Below are 26086 nucleotides of genomic sequence, written 5' to 3'. Positions count from 1 at the left end.
ACTATTTCCTCCGTTAGCTGCCGGTGAAATACGCGATCAACGCATTTGCCCATGTTTCGGCACCAGTATTATTGGGGTTGCTGTCTTCTGTCAAATATTCCTTCAGCGTCAGATCTTCTGTCGACGGCCATTCTTGCCAATGATCGATGTATGCATAATTACGAAGTTCGGCAAACTCTTCAAGAGCCGTAACCTGTGTCCGGTAGAACTGCGCACCGTAGATCGGCTGCGGGGGATGAAGCACCAAAACAGCGTCGTCTGTTTCGCTCAGAATTTCACCGAACACATTCTGGATATGAAGATGTTCCGTTTCAATTTCAACCCGGCCATTATTCTTCAGAGTAAATGGCTCCAACAATACGACGTCATAGCCCGCTGAAAGGTTCGGTCCACTCGCCAGGAACTCTTCTGACGTGCCGTCGAAACTCATGATTTCCGTTTCGACAAATCCAGCATAAGATTCATCCAGCGCGGTGGTAAGCAATTCCGCGTAACCCGGCTCGCCTGACTCCATCGAATCCGATCCGACAATCAGCATTTGAATCTTGTCGCCCTGCTGTTCTCTATTTTGAAATAGGGACTGAACCTGTGTGTCCATATTCTCTGTCAAAAGCTCCATGTCAATTTCGGCAGAATCCGCAGCAACCGCCTCTTCAGTTTTTTCTTTTTCCATAGCAGTTGAGTGGCCTGTTGTCTGTGTAGTCGACTTTCCGGCCGCGGAAAGCTTAACATTCCAGGAAGCATAACTAAAAATTAAGGCAACGGCACAAAAAACGATACTAACAATATAAATAAGCTTTTTCAAAACAATAAAAGCCCCTTCCCAATAAAACATTATATAAACATAAAGATAGCATAAATCCATCTATTAGCCTAGAAATCTTTTAAGATTTTCAAGTTATCATAGTCACAGATTATGCTATACTAACATAAGTTATATAAAAAAGACCTAAAGGAGCTACCCTTAAATGGAAGAAACCATCAGTTTACAGGATCTCTTCAAGACGATCCGCAAGCGTCTCGGCCTTATTGCTCTTCTCACGATTCTGGCAATTACGATTGCCGGCATCCTTTCATTCCTTGTATTGACGCCTGTGTATGAGTCTTCGACGGAAATCCTCGTCAACCAGAGCCCTACAGAAGCAGGCCAATTGACGAACCAAAACATCCAGACTGATTTGCAATTGATCAATACATATTCAGGAATCATTAAAAGCCCGGTTATCCTCGGCCCGGTAGTGGAACAAATGAATCTGGATTTAACGACAGACCAGCTGAATAGTAAAATTACCGTCAGCAACGCCGACCAATCACAGATAGTTACCATTACCGTGCAGGATGAAGATCCGGCGATGGCGGTGGATATCGCCAATACAACAGCGACAATATTTGAAAGCAACATCCAGGACCTGATGAATGTCGACAACGTGACGATCCTGTCACCTGCAGTCATGAAAGAGGAGCCGTCACCGGTCGCACCGAACCCGATGCTTAATATGGCAATCGCGGCGGTTGTCGGTTTAATGCTAGGCGTCGGAATCGCGTTCCTTCTTGAATATTTGGATACGACGATGAAAGACCAGCAGGATATCGAAGACATTCTCGGCATACCGCTGCTCGGCGTCATTTCGCCGATCGTTGAAAAAGCGGAACTTGGTCCGGACAATAAACCGAAATCCAGAAGAAGGGCGGGGTAACAGATGGCCAGAAAGAAAAAGGTTCTCCAGCAGACAGCGCGTAAACTGATCACCTATACGACGCCCCGTTCGTATGTATCTGAACAATTCCGTACTTTGCGCACCAATATCACGTTTTCATCACCGGACGCGGACATCCGCACGATGGTCGTAACATCCGCAGCGCCATCAGAAGGGAAGTCGACAACGTCGGCAAACCTGGCAGTGGTTTTTGCACAGGAAGGCAAAAAAGTCCTTCTTGTTGACGGCGATATGCGTAAACCGACAACACATTATACATTCCATACAGGGAACACGACCGGCTTATCCAGCGTTCTTACCCGGCAGACCACGGTGGAAGAAGCAATCCGTCCGACTGCAGTGGAAAATCTGGACCTCCTGACGTGCGGCCCGATTCCACCGAACCCGGCAGAACTGCTGTCGTCAAGATCGATGGATACCCTGATCGATCACTTGACCGGACTCTACGACCTAATTATTTTCGATGCACCGCCAATCCTTTCAGTAACAGATGGACAAATTCTGGCGAATAAATGCGAAGGCACGATCCTGGTTGTCAACTCAGGCAGCACCGAGAAGGACATGGCCCTGAAAGCGAAAGAAGCGCTTGAAGCTTCAAACAGCCGGATCATCGGCGCAGTACTGAATAACTTCGAACTTCCGAAAGACAATTATTACTATCAGTACTACGGCCAAACAGAGTAAAAAGAGTCGTCTCTTTTTACTCTTCTTTTTGGAGCAAAACAGAGGCTTTTTTATGAATACATCAAATGATTATGTGAGTACTATTATAATAGAAGGAATTTATTCTGTAGATCTATTTTACAGCCGATTAGGAGGAACACCCAGTGATTGACACACACGCACATATACTGGCAGGCCTGGACGACGGCGCTCAGAACATGGATGAAACGAAAGCACTTCTGGAGCTAGCAGTCAAAGAACAGATAACCGGCATCATCGCGACGCCGCATGCCTATCATCCCAATTTCCGCACAGACCTCGCCGCCTTGAAAACACAGCTTGAAACGACACAGAATTACATAACTGAACAAGGGATCCACCTTAAACTTTACAGTGGACAGGAATGCCGCCTGACGGAAAAACTGCCAGATCTGCTTGACGCAGGCGAAGCGTTGACGATGGCCGAATCCCGCTATGTATTGCTGGAGCTGCCTTCTTCCGGAGTGCCCGGCTATACCGTTCCGATCATCCAGCAATTGATCACCCGTAATTATGTACCGATCATTGCCCACGCTGAACGAAATCAGGGCATCATCGAAAAACCGGAACGCCTGAACCGCCTTCTTTTGCATGGTGCCATGGCGCAGGTGACAGCCGGTTCTGTCTCCGGCCATTTTGGCAAAGCGATACAGAAAACAGCATTCGATTTAATTGAAGCAAATCTTATCCATGTCTACGGTTCTGACGTGCACTCGGTCGACACCCGTCCGTTCCATTTTAATGCAGGGCTCGATCTGCTGGAGAAAAAGAAACTGCATGAGTTCGTCGATATTTTCCTCGAAAACAATGACCGCATCCTGCTGGATGAAAACCTGCATGTATTGGAACCACAGACGGTTGAAAAAGGTAAATGGTGGAAGTTGTTTTCTTGAAATAATAAAAACTAATTCTATGGCTTTTGTCTTACTAAACAAATAAATGTGAAAAATGGCTGAAAATGCGTAGCGTTTTCAGCCCATTCTATGACTATTTTAATGCAATCGACATAATTCGACATCGACTTAGGCTGATAGTCATGTTATGATTATCTAAGTTTTTGTTAGATATTAACTCTTTATATTAAAAATCATTATTTCATAACAGAAAAGAGCGATCGCATGACCTTGAAAAACAGAACATCTTTACTGGCATTTTTGGACTCCTTAATAGTTTTTTTCTCCATTTTTATCGGCTATTTTCTTCTACATCCTTGGGATAACCCCTTTAACAATCCATTTCTGATTGCCAGTGCCATCACGATTTTTACAGCCCACCATGCATTTGCCCTGTATTTCGGCCTTTACCGTAAAGTATGGGAATATGCGTCAATCAATGAATTGATGCTGATTTTCAAAGCGGTGAGCTTTTCGATTGTGGCCGTCGGCATCGTTCAATATTTATACCGCGGCGATGTGCTGTTCCGTGCACTCGCCATCACCTGGATGCTCCATCTCTTGTTGATTGGCGGCTCACGCCTGTCATGGAGAATTTTCCGGGATACCGTTTTCAAAGGAAAAGCAGCGGGCCTAAAAGCGACCATGATCGTCGGTGCAGGACAGGCGGGCCAGATGGTGGCGCGCCAATTGCTCGCTAATCCAGAAAACGGTCTGGTGCCGGTACTCTATCTGGACGACGACGTAAAAAAGCACGGCTATGAAATTCACGGCGTACGTGTGGCAAGTGCCGGAACCGATGCGCTTGAAGAAATTGCTAAAGACAATAACATTGAACGCATCATCGTCGCCATTCCGTCGATGAGCCGCCCGGACAGTGCGGAACTTATGAAGCGCTGCGTCGATTCCGGGATCCGGACTCAGACAATTCCCATGATTGAAGACATCATGACCGGAAAAGTCTCCGTGACGGAAATGCACGATGTAAGAATCGAAGATCTGCTTGGGCGTGACGAAGTCCAATTGGATATGAATAAAATCGCTGATCAGTTGAACGGCAAAACGATTCTGGTAACAGGAGCGGGTGGTTCGATCGGTTCGGAGATATCCCGTCAGCTCATGCGCTTCGGACCGGAAAAGCTTCTGCTCCTCGGCCATGGCGAAAACTCAATCTACCTGATTGATATGGAACTGCGCAAAACTGCATCGCCTGATACGGAAATTATTCCGATAATTGCGGACATTCAGGATAGGGAACGAATTTTTAAAATTATGGAAGAATACAAACCGGATGTCGTTTATCACGCAGCGGCTCATAAACATGTTCCCCTCATGGAAGGTAATCCGATGGAAGCGGTAAAGAATAACATCTTCGGCACAAAGAATGTCGCGGACGCGGCCCATATCTGCGGAGTGAAGAAGTTCGTCATGGTGTCGACGGACAAAGCGGTGAACCCGCCGAACGTAATGGGCGCTTCAAAGCGTTTTGCGGAAATGCTGGTACAGAATCTAGCCAAGCGCAGCGAGACAAAATTTGCGGCTGTGCGTTTCGGTAACGTGCTGGGCTCCCGTGGTTCAGTCATTCCCCTGTTTAAGAAACAGATTGCGGCAGGTGGTCCGGTGACGATCACCGACAGCAGGATGACCCGTTATTTCATGACGATTCCGGAAGCGTCACGTCTTGTCATACAGGCAGGTTCACTGGCTGAAGGCGGCGAGGTATTCGTTCTGGATATGGGGGAGCCAGTGAAGATTATCGACTTGGCGCGTAACTTAATCCGACTTTCCGGATATACAGAGTTGGATATCCCAATCAAAGAGACCGGCATCCGTCCGGGTGAGAAACTGTATGAAGAGCTGCTTGGTGAAGACGAGATTCAGAGCGAGATGGTGTTTCCGAAGATTTATATCGGAAAGGCGAATCCGGCTGCGGAGCTTGAGTTGATGTTGTTGATGGAGAAACTGGAAGAGATGAGTAATGAGGAAGTTAAGGAAGTTTTAGTTGGGTTAGCTAATAGGAAGAATGTCGCGCCTAAGAAATCTCTCGTTCCTACTGCTCAATAAAAGCCATTAAGTAGATATAGAATACGGAAGGGGAACAAAGCATGTTCTCGGTTATAAAAAGAATTATCGATTTCACTTTATCGTTAGCTATTATTATTACGTTATCGATTATTTTTCTTCTATTATGTATTGTAATCAAGATCGATTCTCCGGGTCCGATTCTTTTTAAACAGAGACGTATCGGCAAAGGAAAAAGAGAATTCAATATATTGAAGTTCAGAACAATGAAAAATGATGCGCCGAATGATATGCCTACCCACTTACTCGACAAACCTGATGCTTACATAACTCGGGTGGGCAAATTCCTTCGCAAAACTAGTCTGGACGAACTCCCTCAATTGATCAATATCCTTAAAGGGGAAATGAGCATCATCGGTCCCCGACCAGCGCTTTGGAATCAGTATGATCTGATTGCTGAGCGTGATAAGTATAAAGCCAATGATGTGCTTCCAGGATTGACTGGTTTGGCGCAAATCAGCGGAAGAGATGAGCTTCCAATTGAAGTGAAGGCGAAGATAGACGGGGAGTATGTGGAGAATAAGAGTCCGGTGCTGGATTCTAAGATATTTTTTGGGACAGTGTTTAGTGTTTTGAAGAGTGATGGGGTTAAAGAAGGAAAAAGAGGGGCGTAATTATTATGAAAGTTTTAGTGACAGGTCAGAATAGCTATACAGGAACTCAATTTGCCAAGCGTATTACTGAATTGAATAAAGGATGGACGATTGACTTTGTATCAGTTCGGGGTAATGCCTGGGAGCAAAAAGACTTTTCCTTTTATGATGCTATCTACCATGTTGCTGGTATTGTACATAAAAAAGAAACGGCCGAGAATAAAGATTTATATTATAAAGTGAATAGAGATTTGACGTATCAGCTTGCTTTGAAAGCGAAGAGTGAAGGAGTTAAATCTTTTATTTTCTTAAGTACAATGGCGGTATATGGACTAATCGGTAAGATTGGTGAAGAAACAATAATATCTAAAGAGACAGAGCCAGCTCCAACTTCCAACTACGGTAAAAGTAAACTTGAAGCAGAAGAACTTTTGAATGAGCTTCAATCATCATATTTTAATGTATCGATTTTAAGGATTCCAATGATTTACGGACCTAATTGTCCGGGGAACTATAGTTCTCTAAGCAGACTAGCGAAAATGATACCTGTTTTTCCGAAGATTAATAATAAAAGAAGTATGATTTTTGTTGATCATCTTTCGGATATAGTTGCTCATATTATAGAAAAAAGATTACTGGGTGTTTTTTTAGTGAAGAATCCAGAAGATGTGAATACTATTGAAATTGTAAGTGTGATAGGAAGATATCATGGTAAGCGAATTTACAAATCATCTTTATTAGGATTTATATTTATAACTTTTGGAAATTACATCACGACTTTCAGAAAAATGTTCGGAAATATCTATTTCAATAATGAAGATTGTAATATAGAAGGTTTTGAATATAAAAAGCTTAGTTTTGAAGAAAGTATAAGCATAACTGAAAATTCGTCCAATAAACTCTAAAATCGTAAATTCAAAGAGTGAGAGAGCCTAGATTAATATATGCAAAAGGTCAGAAAAGCAATTATACCTAATGTTGGGTTAGGTAAAGGTTCTTGTCCGCTACTAAAGCATAACCTAAAGAAATGCTTCCAATAGTAAATAAACCGACCATTCAATACATTATAGAAGAGGCTGTGGCTTCTGATATATAAGATATTATTAAAGTAAGTGGTCGAGGAGAAACGTGCAATCGTAGATCATTCGATAAATTGTATGAATTTGAAGAAACACTTGCTCAAAAAGAAAAGTTTGGACTATTAAGAGAGATATAAGCTATTTCTGATATGGTCAATATCCATTACATACGTTAGAAGGAACCTAAAGGACGGGGGCATGCAGTTGCTTGTGCAAGCAGACTTACTGGAAATGAGCCATTTGCAGTTTTACTGGGAGATGACATAGTTCAGTCAGAAGTTCCTTGCTTTAAACAATTAATAGTTGTATTTGAATTATATAATTCACCGGTCGTTGGAGTTCAATAAGTACCTAATGAAAATGTATCTAAATATGGAATAATCGCTCCTAAAGAGGCGTCTTTAATTGATGGGGGTTTTAACATCGACACATTTATAGAAAAATCAAAGTGAGTTGAAGCACCTTCGAATTACGCATTTATGGGGCGCTGTAATCTTCAACCAGAAATGTTTGATATTCTGGCTACACTTAAACCGGGGGCAGGCGGGGAATTTCAATTGTCTGATGCACTCATAATATTTAATAAGAACCAAGAGATACTTGCTAAAGAGTTTTTTTTGGTCGGTATGAAGTAGGGGACAAATTAGGCTTTGTAAAGCTACAATTGATTTTTCTTTCATGAGAGAAGATATGCATGTTGATGTTATGAAATATTTTAAAAGTGCTTTGAATAAGGAGAGATTAATCAAATGAATAACCCTAAAAAAGTAGCTGTTGTTGGGACAGGCTATGTAGGTCTAGTAACTGGAGTAGCTTTATCAGAAATCGGCCACAACGTTACCTGCGTAGATTTAAATAAAGCAAAAGTAGAGAGTATGAAACAAGGGATTTCTCCTATATATGAACCTAAGCTAGAAGAACTTATGGTTAAAAATATTGAACTGGGGCGCCTTAATTTTACTACAGAACACAACTTAGCTTTTAAGGACATTGACATAGTTTATATAGCTGTAGGAACACCTGAGAAGGAAGATGGAACTGCTGATTTAAAATTCATTAATACTGTATGTCTTGATATTGCTAAGAATATCACTGGTAAAGTTATTGTGGTTACAAAAAGTACTGTTCCGGTGGGTACGAATGAGCATATTCAAAAACTTATTGCTACAAATACAAAGGTGCCTTTTGAAGTAGTTTCTAATCCAGAATTTTTAAGAGAAGGTTCAGCTGTATATGATACTTTTCATGGAGACCGAATTATAATTGGTTCAAATAATGAAGAAGCTGCCAATATTATTGAAGAAATCAACAAACCTTTCGGTCTAGATATATTTAAAACTACTTTACGTAGTGCTGAGATGATTAAATATGCTTCAAACGCATTCTTAGCGACAAAAATTAGTTTTATCAATGAGATTGCAAATATTAGCGGGAATTTAGGTGCAAATATCGAAGAAGTTGCAAAAGGTATGGGTTTCGATAAGAGAATCGGAAGTTCATTCTTAAATGCAGGGATTGGATATGGTGGATCATGCTTCCCTAAAGATACTAAAGCTCTTGTACAAATAGCGGGGAACGTTGATCATGAATTTAATTTATTAAAAGCAGTAATAGAAGTTAATAGTAAGCAGCAACTACTTTTAGTGGAAAAAGCAAAAGAATATTATGGTTCCTTAAAAGGAAAACGCATTGCTATGCTAGGTCTTGCTTTTAAACCTAACACAGACGATATGAGGGAATCAGCAGCAATCATTACTGCCGAAAGTTTAATTTTGGCTGGAGCAGAGGTAATTGCTTATGATCCAATAGCAACAGAGAATGCTAAAATGTTACTTCCAGAAGCTGTTGAGTATGCAAATTCGGTCGAAGAAGCTCTTCGAGGAGCGAATACTGCATTTATTATGACTGAATGGGAGGAAATAAAAAATATTGATCTAAAAGCTTATAGTAAATTACTTTTAGACAAGGTGGTTTTTGATGGTCGTAACTGTTATGACTTAAATGACGTTTATAAACATGATATAGAATATCATTCAATAGGACGACCAAATATATTAAGAGTAAAAGAACTAGTATAATTTATATAGAAGAAATAGCATTGAACCGGTTTGCTTATTCAATGATGTCTCTCCATAAAATTTTTGAAGTTGATATTACCATATATTTATTATTTATAGATTAATATTTTAATGAATTAAGCATTTTAGTTCAACCGATCGAGTCTTTCTGTTGATGTGAAAATCGTTATAAGGCTCAAGAAAACACGCTTAGTATAAATACTTTCTGACTTTATATTTCTTAATAAATATAATAAGTAAGGCGCTGAATAAAAATGTTCAACAAAGTAAGTATTATAATTCCAACGTATAAACGTAGTAATCTTTTAGAAAGAGCAATAGAATCTGTTTTAAATCAAACCTATTCAAACATAGAAGTTGTGGTAGTGGATGACAATATTCCTGATAGCCAGCATAGAGCCGAAACAGAAATAAAAATGAAGAAATATTCTACTGACTATAGAGTAATTTATGTAAAAAATAATAAGTCTCTAGGAGGTGCATTTGCTAGGAATGTAGGAATTAAAAATGCCAATGGAAAATTCATTACATTTCTGGATGATGATGATATTTATTTGCCACACAAAGTAGGTAAGCAATTAAGGTTTATGTTGCAAAATGATTATGATCTCTCATTCACAGATGTAAGAATTCATAATAGTGATGATGTATTAATTGATTACAGAGAACATAATTATATTACAAGTCTATCTAATAAAGATCTCTTAAAAGAGCATTTGATGCATCACTTAACTCCGACCTCTACTTTTATGTTTAAGATAGAGTCTATACTAAAATTAGAGGGTTTTGATGATGTTAAAATGGGACAAGAATTTATGCTAATGTTAAAGGCAATTGAAAGAGGATTAAATATTGGATATATGCAAGGTGCTGATGTAATTCAATATGCTCATAATCAAGAAAGGATTTCACTAGGGACTAATAAAGTTGAAAAAGAAATAGAGCTATATAATTTCAAAAAAAAATATTTTAAATATCTAAATAAAAAAGAAAAGACATATATTAAGTTTAGACATCATGCAGTCATGATGATGGTAGGTAAAAGAAGTGGTATGCATTTTTTGTTTTTTATACACTTTTTTAAAGCTATAATTACTTCGCCAAAAAACTGTCTTTCTGAACTTCTCTATTTTAAAAAGAAAATTAAAAAGTTTAATTGAAACTTGAATACTCTATAGTTTTTTTGACAATTTATCCACTAATTCTTACTTAAAACAGGAATGAAATATTAGTAAATAAAAAACTTGACTATAATAGTTATAAAAGAAAATTTTCTGGTTAAAGAACTAAGGAGGTATAGTAATGAACTTGCAAGTATTAGTATCTACCATGCATCAAAAAGATTATAATTTGGTGGAAAAAATGAATTTAAGTACGGAGGCAATTATTGTTAATCAATGTGAAAAATATGAAGTAAAAGAATTTATCTTTAAAGAAAACATAATAAAATTTTTATCTTTTGCAGAAAGAGGGGTAGGGTTAAGTCGAAATAATGCTTTGATGAGAGCTAGCGCAGATATTTGCTTGTTTGCTGATGACGATGTTGTTTATGTTGAGGGCTATGAGAAAATTATATTAGACGCTTTTAAAAAACAACCAGATGCTGATATGATTGTGTTTAATGTCCCAAGTAAAAACTTTTTAAGGCAATCAAAGAAAATAGAAAAAAATAAACGAGTTAGATGGTTTAATTGTTTAAGGTATGGAACATATAGAATGGCTATAAAAACTGAATCTTTGAAAAAAGAAAATCTCTATTTTTCTTTGCTTTTTGGTGGAGGGGCAAAGTATGGTTCTGGAGAAGACAGCTTATTTATCTTTAACGCAATAAAAAAAGGCTTAAAAGTATATTCGAACTCTTCCACAATTGGAGAAGTTAGTCAAGAAGATTCCACTTGGTTTAATGGATACACAGACAAATATTTTCATGATAAAGGTGCATTGTACGCTTCTTTATTTAAAAAGAAATCAATAGTTTTTGCATTACAATTTGCCCTTCGCCATAAGAATAAATATAAAAAAGAAAAAAGCTGGTTTGAGGCTTATAAATTGATGGTTAGAGGCATTAAAGAAATGAAGTAACTTTTTTAGGAAAATGAATTTATTAGCAGGTGAGCATAATAATTGTGAATTCTAACTATTTAGATAAATTACCTATATATATAATTTTTATTGCAGCACCTTTTGCAGTATCAAGCTGGTTTCAAAATTTAATTCCGTTTATTCCGACTACTGTAATTATCACAATGATTTCTGTTTCGTATTTAATTACTTATTTTTTGAAAAAGAAAAAGATCCAAGTAACGTTATTAGAAATAAATATAATTTTGCTATTTCTAATACCAATTTTAATCTCTTTTATAGGGATTATTTTCAGCCTCTTCTTTGAGAGCGATACAAATTATTTGCAATATGTATCTAGTGACATTTTTGGAAGAATGGTGCTAGTATTTTTAAATGTAATGTTACTTATAGGACTATTATCAATTTCAGCAAACTGGACCGCAGACGAAATCATTTCTTTAATTAAAAAGTATTATTATGGGGTTTTATTTTTTGCACTTATTGGAGCTTGGCAATTTTTACACTATTCTATAGGAATTCCTTTTTTAAATTTAGAGACGCGTAATCAAATTCACAGTGTTCAAGGTAGTGAGTTCATTATAGGAAACCGTCTTACTTCACTTGCAAATGAGCCTAGCTATTTTGCACCTTTAATAATTGATTTAATTATTATTGCTTTTATAGTTAGTAAAAAGCCGATAATGATAATATTTTTTGGTTTATTTTTGATAGTATTTTCTTATTCTGGAGGAGGATATCTAAATACATTTTCGGTGTCATTAATAACAATAATAGGTTTGGTGAAATATAGAAGCTTCGAATTTAAAAGAAAATATTTAAGCGCAAGTATATTATTCTTATTATTTATTTCTGCTTTTTCATTTATTTATTACCAACAAATAATGGAGCTCCTATATCCATTTATTGGTCGATTAAGCACTATGTTCGATATACAACAACATAGTAGATTATTTATGGTTCTTATGCCTTTTATTTGGGTTTTGGAGGGGAATTTTTTACAAGGTTTATTTGGGTATGGGCCTAGTTCATTTAATTTTTTACATTTAACAAAATTTTTACCTAATGGCACGAACGTCCATGTAACATCAAATAATCTATTTACAGATACGGTTTATGAATTAGGGTATATAGGGTTGATTTGTTACATAACTATTTTTTATAAACTTTTAAAGGTTTCTTGGGGAAGTTTGAAAAACAATAAGTACAGTCTCTATGCTTGGGTATTGACTATACATTTATTTACGAGCTCGATCTATAGAGGCGATTTTATGCAACCGAGATTTTGGATAATTATTTATATTATATTGATACTTTTACGTATTGGAAATAGAAATAAAGAGGTGGTTTCAGATTAATGTTTTATTTGTAACACTAAGTTCACATCAAAAAAATACTTCTGCAATGATTAGGAATAAAGCTTTGATTAAAGGATTAAAAATAGATGGGCATAAAATTGATGTATTAACACTTCCAGCACGTGAAAACGATGAATACTACGATAACTCAAATGGTATTATAGACTGTGATAGAGTTATTTATACAGAGAATAATAAAATTTATAATTCATTAGTGGAAAGTAATCAAACTATGTTAGGAATAGTTAAGAAGACAATATTACCTCTATTGAGGAAGGTTTATCATTCATTCAGTTTATTTGATAACAGTATCAATGTAGCAAAGAATATTAATAAAGGTCTTTTGAAGATTGATTACTATGATTTAATTATTTCCTCCTCTGACCCCAAAAGTTCACATGTTGCTGTGAGTAAATTAATAGAACAGGGTTTAAAGTATGGGGAGTGGGTTCAATACTGGGGAGATCCCTTAACACTTGATATAACTAATAAAACAATCCTGCCAAATGCTTACATTAAAAAAGTTGAATATAGATTACTTTCTCAAGCAAATCGAATTATTTATGTTTCGCCTTTCACACTGAAAGAACAAAGAAAGTTATTTCCGGAATTAGCTGAGCGGATGAAGTTTGTCCCTATTCCTTACCTCGATGAGAAAATATATGTAATAAATAAAATTAATGAAGAAAGTTTGAAATTAGGATACTTTGGTGATTATAAATATGAAGTAAGAAACCTATTACCGTTTTATTCAGCATGTAAAAATAATAACTTTAGTTGTGTGATAGCTGGAAATTCTAATATGGAATTAAGTAGTACAAAAGACATTTTTGTTCTCCCTAGAATCAATCAGAGTAAAGTAGAACAATTGGAGAAAGAATGCAGTATATTAATTTGTGTTCTAAACAAAACAGGAACTCAAATACCAGGTAAACTTTATCACTATGCAGCTACTAATAAACCTATATTGGTAATATTAGATGGAGATCACGTAAATGAAATAGTTGAATATCTAAATAGTTTTGATAGATTTTATACATGTAAAAATAATGAAAAAAGTATCGTAAACACTATAAAAGATATCCTTATAGAAAAGCGTGAATACATACCTTCTCCGGAATTTAAACCAGAAGTAATAGCAAGGAAAATAATAGGTTAGTTATATTTAGTTATTAAATTCATTGCTATTAAGATGATGTTTTTTAAAATACATTACTATAATAAATTGAGTTAGAGAAATATCTTTCTCAAATACTCTAAGAGGAGTAGGTTTTAAAGAATTACTTCATCCCGCCTTTTTGTTTTTTTAAAAGGGGTCATTCCACATGTAGTTTATTGGTCTGTAACGCCAGTCTTCTGTGTATAAATCTTGTCTAGAAGTATAAAAGATTTCAACGATTTCTTAAAAATTAATAACACTAAACCGTTTGCCAGATAAAGTTTCCATGTATTCTTGCTCATATGTTACAGCTTTTTAGTAGATTTAAACAGAACTACTTGATTCTTCTATTCTAAAAAAATTTTCCAATTGTTTTAATTAGGCATTTAATGTTTTGTTAATTTTGATTACTAAAATTAATTAATTCGATTTATTGAATTTATATACGTCTTATTTTAAATAGACTTTATGATAGGAGCGCTTTGAAAATGACTTTATCTAGAGGTTATTTGAAAAAAGTGAAAGAAATACCACCGAATATTTTAGTCAAGAAAATATATAAAAAAACTTATTCAAAAGCTTATCATATATATAGAGAAGCTAGAGTTACCGAAAATAAAATTAATGTAGAAAGCTATCCTTTTGAAAATTGGTCTTCAAATATGACATCATTATTTAATATCGAAAATAAAAAGTATTATAATGACTTTTTAGAAAAAAAGGGAGTTGTCAAGGAGACAATTGAATCTGCAGATAAGGTATGTGATCATATCTTCAATCTTCTAGGTTCTGGAGATGTTCAGTTAGGAAGAAACATTAACTGGAATCAAGATTTTAAAACTGGTTTTATTTGGAAGAATAAATATTACAATAAAATAAAGACAATCGATTTAAATAACGCAGCAGATGTAAAAGTTCCTTGGGAATTGTCTAGATTCCAGCATATTCCTACACTTGGTCAAGCATATTGGTTAACTAATAATGAAAAATATGCTGAAGAATTTAAGAATCAAATAGAAAGTTGGCTGGAGGTAAACCCATTTGAAATGTCTATAAACTGGACATGTGCGATGGATGTAGCCATTCGAGCTTGTAATTGGATTTTAGGCTCTTATTATTTTAAGCAGAGCAAAAGTATAGAAAGTGATTTTTGGATTAATTTCAATAAATCCTTATATATGCACGGAGAATTCATTTCTAAAAATCTTGAAAAAAGCGAAATTAGTAATAACCATTATATTACAGATCTTGTTGGCCTTGTTTGGTTAGGTCTATACTTTAATAATGTTAACTTGAAGAAAAATAAGAGTAAATATTGGTTAAATTTAGGTATGGCTGAGCTAGAAATTGAGATTAAAAAACAAGTTTATGAAGATGGATTTAATTATGAAGCTTCTACTGCTTACCATTGCCTAGTAACTGAGTTATTGCTTTATACGTCGATTTTGTGTGATCGAAACAATATCGAGTTCTCACAATCATTTAAATTAAGACTTGAAAAAATGAGCGAAGTTTTAATGAATATAACAAAATCAAATGGTCTAATCCCTCAAGTAGGCGATATGGATAGCGGTAAATTTATTATATTTTCAGACTATAGAAGTGAGGAAAAAAAAGACTTCAGATATTTACTCGGTGTATCAAGTGAATACTTTCACCGCAACGATTTTAGCTACTTTAATTCTAATCAACTTGCAGCTCTATGGTTGTTTGATAAGTTAACTGAAAGTACAAGTAAAGAGAGAAAGTTGAAATCAGTAACTTATCCCCAGGGTGGCATTCATATTATTAGAAATAAGGAATTATATTTATTAATTCGATGTGGAGATATCGGGACTGCTGGCAAAGGAGGACATTCACATAACGATCAATTAAGCTTCGAACTTAATATTGATGGAGAGGACTTTATTATTGATCCCGGAACCTATGCCTATACCTCGAATCCTAAAATGAGAAATGTATTTCGAAGTACTTGTTACCATAATACCTTACGCGTTGCTGAATTGGAACAGAATTACATTGGTGAAAATTTGTTTGTTTTAGAAAACCAATCTAATGCCAAAATTTTAGAATTCGGCCAGAATAGGTTTGTTGGAGAACATTCTGGATTTAGGTATAAAAATAAAATTCTTAAACATAAAAGAAATATAGTATTTAATGATACAAAAAGTTTAAAGATAGTGGATTGTGTAAATGACAATGTAGGGTTAAAAAAGGAATTGAACTTTATTTTTTCACCGGAAATTAGGGTCACTATTGAGAATAAAAGTGTAATATTATACGGTAAAAAATATAAAGTTAATATGAATTTTACTAGCGGTAGTAAGTTAGAAATTATAAACAAATATTATTCTAGAGCCTATGGCCACATTGAGGAAACTAAATCATTAATTGTAGAAACAATGGAAAATGAAATTATTACTAATATAAAGCTAAAAAGTATTTAGGGAATATTTTAAGTGTTTGGACTATTATCGTTAGTATTAGATCAAAAATAAATTTACTAGAGGAGTTTAAATGAAAGAGATTATAAAAAAAATATTACCAAAAAATGTGTTAAAGCCATTTTATTACGCGAGAGAATCGGTACCATACTATTACAGGTATGGTAGAACCTTTCGTGAAACCTATAATCAACTTAGTAAAGCTGAAAATTCTAATCACCTTCAAGTTAAAGAGTATCAACAACATCAATTAAAAAAATTAGTAAATCATTGCTATAATAATGTTCCATATTATAAAAAAATCTTTGACGAAAGAAATTTAAAACCTTCGGATATTGTTTCTATAAAGGATTTAAAAAAATTACCTTATTTAACTAAGGAAGTTATTAGAGAAAACTTTGATGATTTAACAGCAAAAAATATTCCTAAAAAGCATTTAAAGTTGCAAACTACAGGAGGGTCGTCTGGCACCCCACTAGCTTTTTATGAAGATAAAAGAACTGGGGTGCCTCGTGAATGGGCATTTGTTAGTCATATTTGGAAAAGGGCAGGATTTAATCCTAAAATAAGGCAAAAATTTGTTATTATAAGGGGCAATAAAGTCAAAAACGGTTCAATGGAGTCAAACGGAAAAGATTTAATTTTATCTTCTTATAACTTAACTAATGAAAATATTAAACTATTTCTAAAAAGTATAGAGAAGTTTAATCCGGAATTTATACAAGCCTATCCTTCTTCTATAGAAATACTTTCTAAATTTGTAATGTCAAACAACTTGGAAATTAATCTTCCTAATTTAAAGGCAATATTTTGTTCTTCAGAAAAGTTATACGATTATCAAAAGGAAGTTATTGAAAAAGTCTTTAAAGCAAGAGTGTTTAATTTGTATGGTCAAACTGAGCATAGTTGTATTGCAGGCAATTGTGAGAGTAGTAAATTATTACATTTACAAAGTGAGTATGGCATTACGGAATTAATAAATGAAGAGGGCATAGAAGTTTCTATGGAGAATGAACCCGGTGAGATAATTGCAACTAATTTCAATAATTATGCAATGCCTTTCTTAAGATATAAGACTGGAGATATTGCAATATATACCAAAGAAAAGTGTGAATGTGGTAGACCTTATATGAATATTAAAGATATACAAGGGAGGGAAACTGAACAAATAATTACGAAAAGCGGTGCTAAAGTAGCCATGACGGCAATAATCTTTGCACAACATTTTGAAGCCTTTAGGAAGATTAAAAGAATGCAACTAGTCCAAGAAGAAGTAGGTAAAGTCATAATGAAAGTTGTAGAAAATGAAGAAGTTAACATAAACGATCAAAGAGAAATAATTAAAAATATGAAAAATGCAACTAATGGCGAATTGGAGGTGTATGTCGAAGTTGTTGATAATATCGCTCTTACTAAAAGAGGAAAGCATAAATTCTTAATTCAAAAATTAGACTTTTAGATTAATATAATGGAATCAGTGGTTCGAGAGGGAAATATATGTGAGTAAAATAAAAAGTGATTTTTTAAAATTATACAGGTTAGCCAACAAAGTGGGCTTTCTACATCTATTATCTGCTAATATGTTGATACAAATAGCAGGTTTTGGAGGTCAGATTTTTTTAACTAGAATATTAAGTGTTGAAGATATTGGAACTATAAAAGTAATGCAATCATATTTAAATATTCTAGTTATATTAGCTACATTTGGGCTTAATACCTCTGTACTAAAGCTTTGTTCAGAGAAAGTGAATGAAGATGAGAAAAAATCAATATTCAGCATAAGTTTGTTTATATCCTTGTTTTCTTCACTTGCTTTGATACTTGGCTTTATTATACTAAATAAATTATCACTATTGAAGGTTGATAATTTATTTGTAGTTTATATTCTTTTAATCCCTTTCTTAAGTATTACTAATATAGTGATGGTATATCTTCAATCTCAAGAAAAAGTTAAAACTATTTCTTTAATTCAATCATTATCTAAAATTTTTATTGTGGTTATTAGCACAATTTGTGCGTTTTGGATGGGATTAAACGGTTACATTTATTCATTAGTTATACTGAACTTTTTCACATTTGTTTTGATTTTATTTTATATCAGAAAAGAGGTTAATTTCCGATACTTTCTTACAATGACAGTGTCCAAAACAAAAAAAATCTTTAATATAAGTATATTTGCATTTGGTTCAAATTTATTGGGAGCATTATTAGCTAATGGAAATATTGTTATCGCTAGTTTAATAGGCATACATCAAGTAACAATAGGTTATTATAGCATTGCTCAATTGATTATCACTTCAATGATGATAATCCCCTCAACTCTTGGACAGATTATGGTTCCTAAAATTTCAAAAGTTTCTAAAGATAAACTGCAAGTAGAAGAAATAATTAAAAAGTATAGGAGTAGAAATGCTGTTCTTGCAATAGCAATTTCGTTGTTTATTGGTTTAATTGCCCCTATAGCTATTCCCTTTGTTTTTGGTCAAAATTATTCAAATTCAGTTCTTTATCTTGAAATTTTACTATTAGGGTTTGTCTTTTGGAGTCTCTATGCACCTATTGGAAATACTTTGTTAAGCGTAGGACGATCAGACATTAACTTTTATGTTAACTTAATTTCTGTCATAATAAATATTTCACTAAATTATTTTTTAATTTCATACTTCGGTATGTATGGAGCAGCTATAGCAAACACTTTAACTTATTTTGTAGCAGTATTTATATATAGCTATTTCTTTAGAAAACTGTTTCTTAAGAAAGATTAAAATTTAATTTTTGCACTCTTCAACTAAGATAGGAGTTTAAAAATGAAGTCAATTCTATATATTACCACAGTACCATTTGAATATGGTGGTAAGGAAGATGGGGGGATAGCAAATCACTCCATCCAATTGATTACAAAAGCAAAAGAAAGTTATAAAGTTGGTTTATATACAAATATAAGACAACTAAAGAAAATACAAGGTATTAACTTACACCAAGAAGCTAATAAATTATTTAAAATTATAAAAGGTATTATAGGATTACTAGTAGTTGATAAAGAAAAACTTAAAAACATAAATTTTTTAGGATTTAAGGATAAATTAAAGGTTCTTTATCACTTTCAAAATTTAAGGAAAATTACTTCTGAATATGACATCGTTCATGTTCATTCATTACACCATGATGCTATAACTGCTCTTTCATTAATGAAAAATAGGCCAAGGTTAATTGCTACAGATCACGGATTTTGGCAGGGAAATATAGAACAGAAATTGATGAAAGTGAAATACAATTCATTCAATTCCGATAAGGTAATATATATATCTGATTACGCAAAGACAAAACATGAAGAGTATGGTTTGGATACTAGGAATTTAATAAAGATATATAATCCTTTCATGGCTAAAAAAAATTTAATAAATGATAAAGAAGAAGTTATGAAAAGCTTAAATATTGACAACAATAGCCCAGTAATATTCTTTTCAGGTGTTTCAGATCCAGTAAACAGAAAAGGACTAGATATATTACTTAATAGTATTTCATCAGACAAGTATCTAAGAGAAAATGTCTGCTTGATAATTGTAGCCAATGATGAAGGATTAAGGTTCGCAGAGAAATATAATACTATAGAGAAAATTATTATGTTAAAGCCAATGCCATACAAAAAAGTTATGGAACTATACAGTATAACAGATGTATTTATTTTACCTAGTAGAAGCGAGAGTTTTGGACTAGTGTATATTGAAGCCTTATCCTATGGAACACCTGTTATAGGATTTGATAAGGTAGTTAGTGAATTTCAGAATTTGTATAGTCCTTTGTTCATCGGTGACACTTTTAATCCATCGGTTGAAAATGTTTCAGATTTAGCAATTAAAATTAAAGCAGTATTATCCTCTGATGTGGATAGAATTAATTTAAGAACAAAAACGAATTCCTTATTCTCCTGGGACCGATTATTTATTCAATTTAGCTCTGTATATGAGGATATAAAAGATTAACTATTTTTTAGATTAGTTGATTCTTTGTTATTTTATGTAATGGAATCATTTAAAATTATAAATCTATAGTCGGTTTTAAAGAAAGCTTCTTAAATCAAGACTTGAGAGGCCAAGAAAACACTACTGAGGGAAGTTAATTTTTGCAACTCAGTGCCTCATGATTATCAACCCATAAATGCCTTTAACTACTACTTCTTGAACACATTATTTAATGGAGAGGCAAATAATTAAAGTTAATAATTCACTAGTTTCTAAATTAAAATGACTATCATTTTTATTAAGATAATAACATTTAAAATGAGATCGAGAGATTAAATTATATGTCTGAATCGGAATGCACCTAGGGCAACCGCTGGTTAATAACATTTACATTAGACCCGGAACAAATGAACGGTACAAGCCATGATTTTGATGAAGAATGAGCCGGAGAAATATTAAGCCCTTCCTGTGTGAATTCCAATATATTTCAAGCCATTATTTGAAGGCTTTGATTCTTATGCTCATGCAATGCAATAGACAATATAGCGAGTGAACATATATTCGAAACTGGAGTATTTTAGCCTAGCATCTCAAATATAACAATAGAGCAATAAAGAAGAACCATTAATAGAAAAAAGTAATCTGATATATATTTAAATGTTTTTTAACAAACCAAGTATTTCGTTAGGGGAAAAATTGATGTCATTAATTAATATTGTAGGACTAGGATATATAGGATTACCAACAGCATTAATGTTCGCTAAAAGTAGTCTGCAAGTAGTAGGTACAGATTACAATAAAAGCATAGTGGAATCACTAAATCAGGGGAAGCTTTCATTCGAAGAAGAGGGTCTTCAAGAACTTTTTGAAGAAGCTCGGGTTAATGGAATTGAATTTTCAACTGAGTATATTAAAACAGATACTTATATTCTCGCTGTACCGACGCCATACATTGAAGAAAGTAAAAAGTTAGATCCTATATATGTGATTTCTGCGGTAAACAGCGTATTAGACGTTTGTGAAAAAGGCGCAGCAGTTATTATTGAATCTACTATTTCACCGGGGACGATTGATCGCCATATCCGCCCAATAATTGAAGATAGAGGATTTGTAATTGGTGAAGACATTCATCTTTTACATGCTCCTGAAAGAATTATTCCGGGAAATATGGTATATGAGCTCGTACATAATTCAAGGACTATCGGTGCAGACAATTTAGAAGTTGCTGCAAAAATAAAGGATTTGTATGCTAGTTTCTGTAAATCAGAAATTGTTCTAACAGATATTAGATCTGCTGAAATGTCAAAAGTAATAGAAAATACATATCGAGATGTTAACATCGCTTTTGCGAATGAATTGGCTAAGATTTGTCGTACAGATGATATAGATGTATATGAAATTATTCGAATTGCGAATAAGCATCCTCGTGTAAATATTTTGCAACCAGGTCCGGGGGTTGGCGGCCACTGTATTTCTGTAGACCCATGGTTTCTTGTTGGAGACTATCCGGATTTGACAAATTTAATTCTAGCTGCACGTAAAATTAACGATTCTATGCCACGCCATGTCTTAGGACGTATAAGAGATATTATGCGTGAGCATAATATTAAAGATATTTCAAAAGTAGGTTTGTATGGATTGGCCTATAAAGAAAATGTTGATGATACAAGAGAAAGCCCAACCCTTCAATTGTTAGAGAGACTGGATGAGCATTTAGCATTTGGTGTAAAAGTTTTCGATCCTTTCCTTAAAGGACGAATAGTGGATCATCAGTTTATGAACTTTGAAGATTTCGTTAATGAAGTTGAAATCGTGGTAGTTATGGTTGGGCATGACCACATTAAAGAAAATATGGATATGCTGAGAGATAAGCTAGTTCTTGACACCAAAAATATAAGTGTACTTGAAAATACCTACAAACTATAAAGAGGAAAAATCGCGCCCCTGTGTCAAAAACGATTCAGCTTATTCACTACAATTGAATATGAAAAAAAATACTCAGGACTCAAAAGGGTTTTGAATATTGCTACCTGTATAAATATCGAAAATTTTTAAATATTCATAAAAGCGTGCGAAACAGGGACAATCTGGGAACAGCTGGATAAAAGTAAAATACAGTAAGTAAATATCATGATGGCTGTACTTGTTACCCTTGATTCATTCCACTATTTAGATTTTTCATCGAACTAACGTAAAGTGAATAATTTAGATAGATCATGCCAGGTGATGTACTGGCGACTTATGCTCCTATAACTTTGCTCAAAAAAGCTGTAGGGTTTAAACCAAAAACTACTATAGAAGAAGGCTTGCAGCAGTTTACTGACTGGCATTGCGAATACTATAACAAGAAATAATTGAGATTGAGAAGGTGCTCTATATGCGTGTTAAAAAAGCAATTATACCGGCAGCTGGCATGGGAACCCGTTTCCTGCCTGCCACCAAAGCAATGCCAAAAGAAATGTTGCCGATTGTAGATAAACCGACCATTCAATACATAGTGGAAGAAGCGATTGCTTCCGGGATTGAAGATATCATTATCGTTACAGGTAAAGGGAAGAGAGCCATCGAAGATCATTTCGACCATGCTTTCGAACTGGAAGAAACCCTGTTGAAAAAAGGCAAAACGGATATGCTGGATTCTGTCTTGCAGACGTCAAAAGTTGAAATTCATTACATCCGCCAGAAACAGCCATTAGGCTTGGGCCATGCGATCTGGTCTGCCCGTAAATTTATCGGTGATGAGCCGTTTGCCGTTTTATTGGGCGATGATATTGTAGAGAATGATGAGCAGCCGGGTTTGCTTCAACTGATGAACCAGCATGAGCAGGTCGGCAAGAGTGTAATCGGCGTTAAGCAAGTATCTGACGAAGATACACAGCGTTACGGGATTATAGATCCGGTAACGGTGGATGGCAATCTGATCGAAGTGAACAAGTTTGTAGAAAAACCGGCAGCAGGAACCGCTCCATCGAACTATGCCATAATGGGCCGCTATGTACTGACTCCGGAAATCTTTGAATTCCTGGGCGAACACCAACTGGGCGCAGGCGGAGAGATCCAATTGACGGATGCGATCCAGAAGTTGAATGAGAGCGAGTCAGTCTATGCTTATGAGTTTGACGGCCGCCGTTTTGATGTGGGTGAGAAGTTCGGGTTTATCGAGACGACGATCGAGTTTGCTTTGAAGCGTCCTGAGTTGAGGGAGCAGTTGTTGAGGTTGTTTAAAGAGAAGTTGGAAGAGAACACTGCAGTAAAAGCAAGTAAGTAATCGCCTCTGATTTATTTTGGTGAAGTGGTTGAGATTACTTTCCAAAGTAAATAGATGCTATAAGGGCTATCCGAAAAATCTAATGATTTTCGAGGATAGCTTATTTTTATAAAAATCTTAAAAAATGTAAATATTATACTTTTTAATTTATTTAATGTTAATATTACGAAATTCTAAAGCCTATATTATAAGTTTTATTAAAAAATTGGTAACTATAATTGAAATTCGCGTCCTTGGGAAAGAAACTGGTTTGTCCCCCTTTATTCGGACAACTTAAAACAATGCTTTTAAGTCTGTAAATGCGCTTCCAGGAAGGCTTTGGGGGTCTTATACCCGAGCCTTTTCTGGCTTCTTTCCTCGTTAAAGTACACGCGGAATAGGAGTAAATCGATTTTTACCTGTGTATAATTATGCATCGGATAGTGCAGCTCAAATTCAGTTTTGTAATGGGAAAAGACACTTTCCATGACCGCGTTATCCCAACAGTTGGCTCTTCTCGACATGCTGGGGATGAACTCCCATTCCTTCGATTGCTTGTGATGTTCGTACGAAGTAAATTGGGATCCCCGATCGGTATGAAGCAGAATGCCGGTCATTTTCTCGAGTTTCCGTTCGGTCTGGCCATCGCAATAGTGGCTTCAACCAACTCGTAGCTGGGTCTGGCGCCCAGTACGACCGCAATCAGTTCGCGATTGAACAATTCGACGATGGCCGAGATGAAGATTTTCTCGTGTTCCACGTTGAGCTCGGATAAATCAATCACCCATTTGGTGTTGGGAAGGAGGGCATTGAAAACGCGATTTAAGAGATTGGGATAGACATGTACTGCAAGATTTGTACGGGTTTCACGGCTTATTTTGACTTTTCGAATCCGGCAGACCAAATTCATTTCTTTCATTAATCTGGCCACACGCTTGTGGTTGATGACATGGTTCCGTTCCTTCAGTTCGCCTGCGATATGCTTGCTGCCTTAGGTTCCGTTGCTCTTGTTGAACGTCTGCCTAATAGCTTTCATATCTGCGATATCACGTTCTGTGAGTACTCTTTGTGGCCGCTTCAGATAATCATAGTAGCCGCCTTTGGAGACCCCGATTGCTTCACATAATTGCTCGACAGAGTAATCCTTTCTCAGCGCAGTTATGGCTTCATAGGCTTTTTGTTTTCGCTCTCCTTGAGAAAGGCCTGGAACTTTTTTAGGATTTCAATCTCTTTTTGTTGCTTGTTATACTTTTTTTCGATGATCCGCAACCGTTCTAACTCTGCCTGATCAGCGGGACGGAGGTGGGCGAGTTTCGACATGAGTCCCGCTTCTCCATCCTGTTTGAAATTACTGACCCACTGTCTAACCGAATGGATATGCACCCCCAATTCATCGGCCACTTCCCGGTTGGTTCGATGGTTTTCCACGACCTCTTTTACTGCATAAATTCGTGTATCAAGAGTGGAATTGACTTATGGTTTCTTCTTTCGAATAATCATTTTGTCATCCCCAGTCTACGAAATCGGGTATTTTTGTATAGAGTATACCCGTTTTTGTCCGTTTTAAGGGGGCGACCAAACAATTCTACCGTATTCTGACAATTCAAGACAACTGTAAGACAAAGAAAATCTTTTCCAGTGAACCCAAGGTCCAAGGAGAGGGAGTATTGATTTTTACGCAGAATCCGGAATCGTCATGAATTGTGCCGTTCCCTGGGAACTGAAAGATAGAGAAAGAGCCTAGCGCTCAGAACTAATACCAATTGTCAGAGTCATCTTCCTGTTATATTGTTTAGAGAGAATGGGAAGAGTGAAAGAGGTGGCCGCGGTGACAAAATGTAAGGAATGCCAACAGGACGACGTGTATATCCATTTTGGTGAAGAGAAGCTCTGTCTCGCCTGCTATAACGTGCGGATGGAAAAGCAGTTCGGGGTCGCGGCAACAAGCTATCCCGAAGGCGTGGTAATTCGTGACGGGAAAGGGGAAGTCCGTCATTTCCTGCTGAGAAAAAGAATGGATCTCCTTGGCATTTTCATGGAAGCGAAAGAAATGACAGAAGGCGGTTATGAATTTAATATCCAGGATGATTTGTACAGCGACCAGGGCGAGCTGCTTCTGCGGTTGATTGCCAAAGCGGAAAGGGGAATGGCTGAAATTTACGTGGAGCGGAGAACGTTTCCAAATGGCCAGAATTATAATTCTATCAGGAACGATCGGTTGGCGGGTAGAATAGATTCCAACTTGACGGATGAACGCCTGCCGCTGCTGGCCATTAATGGAAAAGCCTATACATGGGAGGAAGTCGGCAGGATGTTGATGGGGTATAAAAGGTTTCAGGTGAAACTTGAGATGCTGGATTCGTACGAAGAGATAGTTTGGGAAGAAAATGAGGTTCATCATTTTTGGAATCAAGAAGAGGAAAAGGTATAGTTTTGCTGATTTGCGCTAAAAATGCGAAAGAACATCCGCTCCCGAGAGTAAAGCGCTTTTGGGATGGGATGTTCTTTTTTATGGAAAAAAAGGAATTGTCATAAATTGGGAAGTATCCTTAGATTGTGCGGCTCTCAGGGAACAAAAAAAATAAATTGGGGGGCAAGCAGGTGTTTGAGGGAGTGATTTTAGATTGGTGGAGGTGCTTTTGAGGAGGTTATGCGCGAACAGGAGATTATATCCGCCGTCAGAGAAATA

Annotated in this window: 22 protein-coding genes and 3 pseudogenes; 20 read left to right on the top strand and 5 right to left on the bottom strand. The window is 35.6% G+C overall.

Annotated features, from left to right (window positions below; translation table 11 throughout):
- Nucleotides 1-13: 13 nt before the first annotated feature.
- On the bottom strand, nucleotides 14-673 hold the full coding sequence (locus KW93_RS07145) for an SGNH/GDSL hydrolase family protein (protein ID WP_052131500.1): 660 nt from the start codon (nucleotides 671-673) through the stop codon (nucleotides 14-16).
- A 295-nt stretch (nucleotides 674-968) separates the two neighbouring features.
- On the opposite strand from KW93_RS07145, the gene KW93_RS07140 reads away from it, so the two are divergent.
- The 19 genes and pseudogenes from KW93_RS07140 to galU all read left to right on the top strand — a co-directional run bounded on the left by KW93_RS07140 (nucleotide 969) and on the right by galU (nucleotide 23418).
- Nucleotides 969-1697: a YveK family protein gene (locus tag KW93_RS07140; protein WP_033542300.1), complete on the top strand. Its 729-nt coding sequence runs from the start codon at nucleotides 969-971 to the stop codon at nucleotides 1695-1697.
- A gap of 3 nt (nucleotides 1698-1700) precedes the next feature.
- Complete coding sequence (locus KW93_RS07135; protein WP_033542299.1) at nucleotides 1701-2402, top strand: CpsD/CapB family tyrosine-protein kinase; 702 nt, start codon at nucleotides 1701-1703, stop codon at nucleotides 2400-2402.
- Nucleotides 2403-2545: 143 nt separating this feature from the next.
- On the top strand, nucleotides 2546-3313 hold the full coding sequence (locus KW93_RS07130) for a tyrosine-protein phosphatase (RefSeq protein ID WP_033542298.1): 768 nt from the start codon (nucleotides 2546-2548) through the stop codon (nucleotides 3311-3313).
- 225 nt (nucleotides 3314-3538) lie between these two features.
- A complete protein-coding gene (locus KW93_RS07125) occupies nucleotides 3539-5377 on the top strand; it encodes a nucleoside-diphosphate sugar epimerase/dehydratase (RefSeq protein ID WP_033542297.1) in 1839 nt (612 codons plus the stop codon).
- 41 nt (nucleotides 5378-5418) lie between these two features.
- The gene (locus tag KW93_RS07120) at nucleotides 5419-6009 is read left to right on the top strand and encodes a sugar transferase (protein WP_033542296.1); all 591 of its coding nucleotides are present in this window, start codon (nucleotides 5419-5421) and stop codon (nucleotides 6007-6009) included.
- A gap of 5 nt (nucleotides 6010-6014) precedes the next feature.
- Nucleotides 6015-6893 (top strand): NAD-dependent epimerase/dehydratase family protein, encoded by an 879-nt coding sequence (locus tag KW93_RS07115; RefSeq protein ID WP_033542295.1) that lies wholly within the window; start codon nucleotides 6015-6017, stop codon nucleotides 6891-6893.
- Nucleotides 6894-6932: 39 nt separating this feature from the next.
- A pseudogene (locus tag KW93_RS17795) lies at nucleotides 6933-7820 on the top strand (UTP--glucose-1-phosphate uridylyltransferase).
- Nucleotides 7817-9145 (top strand): UDP-glucose dehydrogenase family protein, encoded by a 1329-nt coding sequence (locus KW93_RS07105; RefSeq protein WP_033542294.1) that lies wholly within the window; start codon nucleotides 7817-7819, stop codon nucleotides 9143-9145. Before KW93_RS17795 ends, KW93_RS07105 begins: the two are co-directional and overlap by 4 nt.
- 254 nt (nucleotides 9146-9399) lie before the next feature.
- Nucleotides 9400-10305 carry a glycosyltransferase family 2 protein gene (locus tag KW93_RS16920; RefSeq protein ID WP_052131499.1) on the top strand — a complete coding sequence of 302 codons (906 nt, stop codon included), beginning with the start codon at nucleotides 9400-9402 and terminating at the stop codon, nucleotides 10303-10305.
- A 142-nt stretch (nucleotides 10306-10447) separates the two neighbouring features.
- On the top strand, nucleotides 10448-11227 hold the full coding sequence (locus KW93_RS07095) for a glycosyltransferase family A protein (protein ID WP_033542293.1): 780 nt from the start codon (nucleotides 10448-10450) through the stop codon (nucleotides 11225-11227).
- A 44-nt stretch (nucleotides 11228-11271) separates the two neighbouring features.
- Nucleotides 11272-12585, top strand: coding sequence for a hypothetical protein (locus tag KW93_RS07090; RefSeq protein WP_033542292.1), 1314 nt, complete (start codon nucleotides 11272-11274; stop codon nucleotides 12583-12585).
- A 64-nt stretch (nucleotides 12586-12649) separates the two neighbouring features.
- Entirely contained in the window at nucleotides 12650-13744 is a 1095-nt protein-coding gene (locus KW93_RS07085; protein ID WP_033542291.1) for a hypothetical protein, read from the top strand.
- 488 nt (nucleotides 13745-14232) lie between these two features.
- Entirely contained in the window at nucleotides 14233-16191 is a 1959-nt protein-coding gene (locus tag KW93_RS07080; RefSeq protein WP_033542290.1) for an alginate lyase family protein, read from the top strand.
- Nucleotides 16192-16261: 70 nt separating this feature from the next.
- Nucleotides 16262-17647 (top strand): phenylacetate--CoA ligase family protein, encoded by a 1386-nt coding sequence (locus tag KW93_RS07075; protein WP_033542289.1) that lies wholly within the window; start codon nucleotides 16262-16264, stop codon nucleotides 17645-17647.
- 40 nt (nucleotides 17648-17687) lie between these two features.
- Complete coding sequence (locus tag KW93_RS07070; protein WP_052131498.1) at nucleotides 17688-18953, top strand: flippase; 1266 nt, start codon at nucleotides 17688-17690, stop codon at nucleotides 18951-18953.
- Nucleotides 18954-18995: 42 nt separating this feature from the next.
- A complete protein-coding gene (locus KW93_RS07065; RefSeq protein WP_033542288.1) occupies nucleotides 18996-20171 on the top strand; it encodes a glycosyltransferase family 4 protein in 1176 nt (391 codons plus the stop codon).
- A gap of 678 nt (nucleotides 20172-20849) precedes the next feature.
- The gene (locus tag KW93_RS07060; protein WP_033542287.1) at nucleotides 20850-22076 is read left to right on the top strand and encodes a nucleotide sugar dehydrogenase; all 1227 of its coding nucleotides are present in this window, start codon (nucleotides 20850-20852) and stop codon (nucleotides 22074-22076) included.
- Between the two features lie 287 nt (nucleotides 22077-22363).
- Nucleotides 22364-22504: pseudogene (locus KW93_RS17790) on the top strand (NAD-dependent epimerase); the annotation flags it as partial.
- A gap of 23 nt (nucleotides 22505-22527) precedes the next feature.
- A complete protein-coding gene (gene galU, locus KW93_RS07055; RefSeq protein WP_033542286.1) occupies nucleotides 22528-23418 on the top strand; it encodes a UTP--glucose-1-phosphate uridylyltransferase GalU in 891 nt (296 codons plus the stop codon).
- Nucleotides 23419-23705: 287 nt separating this feature from the next.
- Here the strand turns inward: galU and KW93_RS17970 are convergent, their stop codons facing one another.
- The 4 genes and pseudogenes from KW93_RS17970 to KW93_RS07045 form a co-directional block, all read right to left on the bottom strand.
- Nucleotides 23706-23921, bottom strand: a complete 216-nt coding sequence (locus tag KW93_RS17970) for an integrase core domain-containing protein (protein ID WP_442956614.1) — start codon at nucleotides 23919-23921, stop codon at nucleotides 23706-23708.
- A gap of 89 nt (nucleotides 23922-24010) precedes the next feature.
- A complete protein-coding gene (locus KW93_RS17785) occupies nucleotides 24011-24157 on the bottom strand; it encodes a hypothetical protein (protein WP_235318379.1) in 147 nt (48 codons plus the stop codon).
- Nucleotides 24158-24292: 135 nt separating this feature from the next.
- A pseudogene (locus KW93_RS17965) lies at nucleotides 24293-24376 on the bottom strand (IS3 family transposase); the annotation flags it as partial.
- Between the two features lie 179 nt (nucleotides 24377-24555).
- The gene (locus KW93_RS07045; protein ID WP_081986949.1) at nucleotides 24556-24846 is read right to left on the bottom strand and encodes a helix-turn-helix domain-containing protein; all 291 of its coding nucleotides are present in this window, start codon (nucleotides 24844-24846) and stop codon (nucleotides 24556-24558) included.
- A gap of 379 nt (nucleotides 24847-25225) precedes the next feature.
- Between KW93_RS07045 and KW93_RS07040 the strand changes: the two genes are divergently transcribed.
- Entirely contained in the window at nucleotides 25226-25828 is a 603-nt protein-coding gene (locus KW93_RS07040) for a DUF7686 domain-containing protein (RefSeq protein WP_052131495.1), read from the top strand.
- Nucleotides 25829-26086: the final 258 nt, after the last annotated feature.

Origin of the sequence: Planococcus sp. CAU13 (genome assembly GCF_000775575.1) — a bacterium.
Taxonomy (GTDB): Bacteria; Bacillota; Bacilli; order Bacillales_A; family Planococcaceae; genus Planococcus.
The sequence above is the reverse complement of the archived record's forward strand: the minus strand, read 5'-3'. Positions and strand labels throughout refer to the sequence as shown.

Bases quoted from the DNA above. Each gene is read 5' to 3' on its own strand.
- KW93_RS07145 (WP_052131500.1), bottom strand. From the start codon at position 673: ATGGAAAAAGAAAAAACTGAAGAGGCGGTTGCTGCGGATTCTGCCGAA.
- KW93_RS07140 (WP_033542300.1), top strand. From the start codon at position 969: ATGGAAGAAACCATCAGTTTACAGGATCTCTTCAAGACGATCCGCAAG.
- KW93_RS07135 (WP_033542299.1), top strand. From the start codon at position 1,701: ATGGCCAGAAAGAAAAAGGTTCTCCAGCAGACAGCGCGTAAACTGATC.
- KW93_RS07125 (WP_033542297.1), top strand. From the start codon at position 3,539: ATGACCTTGAAAAACAGAACATCTTTACTGGCATTTTTGGACTCCTTA.
- KW93_RS07120 (WP_033542296.1), top strand. From the start codon at position 5,419: ATGTTCTCGGTTATAAAAAGAATTATCGATTTCACTTTATCGTTAGCT.
- KW93_RS07115 (WP_033542295.1), top strand. From the start codon at position 6,015: ATGAAAGTTTTAGTGACAGGTCAGAATAGCTATACAGGAACTCAATTT.
- KW93_RS07105 (WP_033542294.1), top strand. From the start codon at position 7,817: ATGAATAACCCTAAAAAAGTAGCTGTTGTTGGGACAGGCTATGTAGGT.
- KW93_RS16920 (WP_052131499.1), top strand. From the start codon at position 9,400: ATGTTCAACAAAGTAAGTATTATAATTCCAACGTATAAACGTAGTAAT.
- KW93_RS07095 (WP_033542293.1), top strand. From the start codon at position 10,448: ATGAACTTGCAAGTATTAGTATCTACCATGCATCAAAAAGATTATAAT.
- KW93_RS07080 (WP_033542290.1), top strand. From the start codon at position 14,233: ATGACTTTATCTAGAGGTTATTTGAAAAAAGTGAAAGAAATACCACCG.
- KW93_RS07075 (WP_033542289.1), top strand. From the start codon at position 16,262: ATGAAAGAGATTATAAAAAAAATATTACCAAAAAATGTGTTAAAGCCA.
- KW93_RS07065 (WP_033542288.1), top strand. From the start codon at position 18,996: ATGAAGTCAATTCTATATATTACCACAGTACCATTTGAATATGGTGGT.
- KW93_RS07060 (WP_033542287.1), top strand. From the start codon at position 20,850: ATGTCATTAATTAATATTGTAGGACTAGGATATATAGGATTACCAACA.
- galU (WP_033542286.1), top strand. From the start codon at position 22,528: ATGCGTGTTAAAAAAGCAATTATACCGGCAGCTGGCATGGGAACCCGT.
- KW93_RS17970 (WP_442956614.1), bottom strand. From the start codon at position 23,921: ATGTCGAGAAGAGCCAACTGTTGGGATAACGCGGTCATGGAAAGTGTC.